This is a genomic window from Pseudomonas palleroniana (assembly GCF_003031675.1).
GTDB lineage: Bacteria > Pseudomonadota > Gammaproteobacteria > Pseudomonadales > Pseudomonadaceae > Aquipseudomonas > Aquipseudomonas palleroniana.
Genome location: NZ_PYWX01000077.1, coordinates 1 through 3,943, shown reverse-complemented (window position 1 = coordinate 3,943; position 3,943 = coordinate 1). Strand labels below are relative to the sequence as shown.

Genomic DNA, 3,943 nt, shown 5'->3' with positions numbered 1-3,943 from the left:
TCGGTGAAGGCGGCAACATCGTCTACACCGCCAGCCTTGTGGATAAAAACGGCGCACCGGTGACCAACATCACCAACCCGCTGACCGTCACCCTGGATAACGGTAAAACCATCACCATCGGTGTGAACCAATCCAGCGGCACCGTCACCACCGTGGCGCCGAACGACGTCTACAAAGGCGACCAGACCGTCACCACCGCCATCAAAGGCGTCACCGGCGGCGAGCACTTCGAGAACCTGGTACCGGGCACTACGCCGGTAAATACCACCGTTACCGACACTCCCGGTACAACCGATCTCACCACCGTCACGCTGACCGCGCCAAGCGCAGTCAACGAAGGTGGCCAGATCACCTACACCGCCACCTTGAGCAACAAGGCCGGCAGCGACATGGTGATCCAGCTCGATAACGGTTCGAGCATCAGCATCAAGCAAGGTGCAACTGTCGGTACGGTGACCGTCCCGGCGCCAAGCGATGACGTGTTCATCGATAAGAGCACCCAGACCGTCAAGATCACTGGCACCACTGGCGGTAACTTCGAAGGTGTGAGCATTACACCGGGCGGCGCAACCACTACCATCAACGACACGATCGATGATGTGACGGTGTCGCTCAAGGCCACGGGGTCTACCAGCGAAGGCGGACAGATCATCTACACCGCGTCGCTGGTCGACAAGAACGGTGTAGCGGTCAACAACGTCGGTTCCGACCTGGTGGTGAAGCTGGATAACGGTTCGACCATCACTATCGGTAACGGCAAGTCCAGCGGCGTCACTACCGCCACCGCGCCTAACGATGCGTACGTGGGCGCCAACGATGTCAGCAACAAGATCACCGGCGTGGTCAGCGGCGGTGACAAGTACGAGCACCTGATCGTCGACGGCAGCACCGTAGTCACCAAAGTCACCGACGTGGTCAACAACACCACCATCAGCATCACTGGCGACACATCGGTGACCGAAGGCGCAACCGCGCACTACACCCTGACCCTGAGCAACCCGGCGCAAACCGATGTGACCGTGACGCTCAAATACAGCGGCACCGCTACCGACGGCTCGGACTTCAACGGCGTGTACACCGTGAAGATCCCTGCCGGCTCCAGCAGCGTGCCGTTTGATATCCGTACCATCGATGACAAGATCACCGAGCCGACCGAGCAGATCGTCATCACCATCGACAAAACCACGGGTGGCAACTTCGAGAATCTGGTGGTCGACAAAGGCAGCGTCAGCACCAACATCATCGACAACGATGCGCCGCCGGTCATCGACCTGGATGCCAACAACTCCAGCGGCGCAACCGGTGCCGACTACAAGACGACCTTCACCGAAGGCACCGCCGGGCCGGGTGTGTCGATTGCCGACACGGATATCAAGATCACCGACCCGGACAGCACCCTGCTGACCGGCGCGACCGTCACCCTGACCAACGCACAGGCCGGTGATGCACTGAACCTGGGCAACAGCGTGAATGGCATTACCGTCAGCACCAACAACCAGACGGGCACCATCACCCTGACGTTGTCGGGCAGCGCCACGCTGGCTGACTACATGCAGCGTATCCAGAACATTACGTTCACCAACAGCAGCCACGACCCGAGCACCACGCCACGGACCATTACCGTGACCGTGACCGATGGCGGCAACTACTCCAACGTGGCGACCACCACCGTCAACGTAGTGGCGGTCAACGATCCACCGGTGGCGACCGGCAGTGCCGTGACCGGCACCGAAGACACGCCGCTGGCGCTGACCTGGGCCAACTTCGGCGTGACCGATGTGGACTCGCCACAAAGCAGCCTCGGCGTGAAAATCATCGACCTGCCGGTGGCCGGCAAGCTGCAATACCTGGCGGCGGATGGCACGACCTGGACCAGCGTGACCGCAGGCCAGACCTTCACCAAAGCCCAGATCGACGGCGGCCAGTTGCGCTTTATGCCGAACGCCAACGAGTCCGGCGCCGACGGTTATGGTGGCACCGGCGTTGGTAACAAGCAGGCGGACTATGCGCAGTTCAAGTTCCAGCCTACCGACGGCAAGGACCTGGGCAACAGCGCCACAGTGAAAGTCGACATCACCCCGGTGGCCGATGCTCCGACCCTGAATGTGGCCGACAACAGCGTCAATTCGATCGGCTTGCTCAAGCAAAGCTGGAACAGCGTTTCGGGTCTCGGCACCAACGGGAACGGCGCAGCACCGGCCGACCTGAAAAACGCCATTGATAACGCCGGCACGCCAAACAGCAGCGGGTTGGTGACCAACGTCGAATCCACCACCAATGTCACGGCAGGCAGCGGCTCGAAGATCTCCGGCCTGATGTACATGGAAGCCGGCAAGACCTACACCTTCAGCGGTACCGGCGATGACAGCCTGGTGATCAACGTCGGCGGCAAAGACGTGGCCAGCGCTCAGTGGGGCAACAACAGCGGCAAGTTCAGCGGCTCGATCACACCGACAGTGAGTGGTTATTACAGCCTCGAGATCTATCACGCCAACCAGTCCGGCCCTGGCAGCTACGACGTCAACCTGTCGGTCAATGGCGGCCCGGTTCAAGACCTGAGCACCAGCGGCGTGCCGCTGTACACCGGCATCGCCGACCTGACCAACGCCGGCGTGACCGTCTCCGACCTGCATGGCAGCAACGGCGACGGTTACTACGTGGGCTACAAGCTCAACGAAGGTCTGGAAAACGGCACCGTCAAGCTGTCCAAGGTCACCACCGCACTGACCGACACCGACGGCTCGGAAACCCTCAGCGTGAAGATCAGCGGCATACCGGCCGGCTCCGTGCTCACCGATGCATCCGGGCATACTTTCACCGCGACCAAGGCTGTGGGCGAAGTCAACGTGACCGGTTGGGACCTGAGCTCCCTGTCGATCAAGCCACCGACCTACTACAGCGGCCAGTTCAACCTGGCGGTCACCTCGACGTCCACCGAAAGCCTCGGCGGTTCTGCGACCACCACCGCGCAATTGCCGGTCACCGTGTACCCGGCGACCTATAGCGCCGCCACCGGCACCTCGGGCAGCGACTCGCTCACCGGCACCGATGGCAACGACATTATGGTTTCCGACATCGGCGGCCTGAACGTAGTGCAGGGCAAGAACTACAACATCGCGTTCATGGTGGACAGTTCAGGCAGCATGACCCCGGCTTCGATCAGCGCGGCGAAAGACTCGCTGACCTCGGTGTTCAACTCGCTCAAAAACAGCCTGGGCGCCAACACCTCGGGCACGGTGAATATCTTCCTGGCAGACTTCGATACCCAAGTGAACAAGTCGGTCGCGATCAACCTCAACGATCCGAACGCGCTGAACGTGCTCAAGGGGGTACTGGACTCGATGACATCGGGTGGCGGTACCAACTATGAGGACGTGTTCAAGACCACGGCGAACTTCTTCCAGAGCGGCCTGGCGACCAGCAACACCGGCGCCACCAACCTGACCTACTTCATCACCGATGGCCAGCCGACGTACTACCAGAGTGGCGAGCAGACCAACCCGACGATTTACAACACCAAGCTCGACGATCTGGTGACGACGTCCAACTACACACTGGGGACAACGTTCAGCAAGTACCTGGATAACACCCACTACTTCAGCATCGACACCTCGGGCGCAGCGCAATTGCAAACCTGGAATGGATCGCGCTGGGTCCTTAACAATCTGGGCATCCTTCACGCCCAAGGTGACGGCACCTACGAGTTGTCCAACCTGAACGGTACAGGCTACAGCACCGATTCGGCGACGTTGAGCAACGCCAAGAGCGCGTTTGCGCTGCTGGGTGGGCTGTCGCAGGTGGAAGCGATCGGTATCAACGGCGATGTCAGCCTCAATGACCTCAAACCGTACGACAGCGATGGCAAGCCGCAAAGCAACATCGATCCGAAGGACCTGGCCAATGCCATCCTCGGTCACACCGAGGCCACGCTGCCTGGCAGCGA

Annotated in this window: 1 protein-coding gene; it reads left to right on the top strand. The window is 60.7% G+C overall.

The genetic code is table 11. The features are described 5' to 3' along the window. Positions 1 to 3,943: immunoglobulin-like domain-containing protein (locus C9383_RS26080; protein WP_107338888.1), on the top strand; the 3,943-nt coding region annotated here is incomplete at both ends.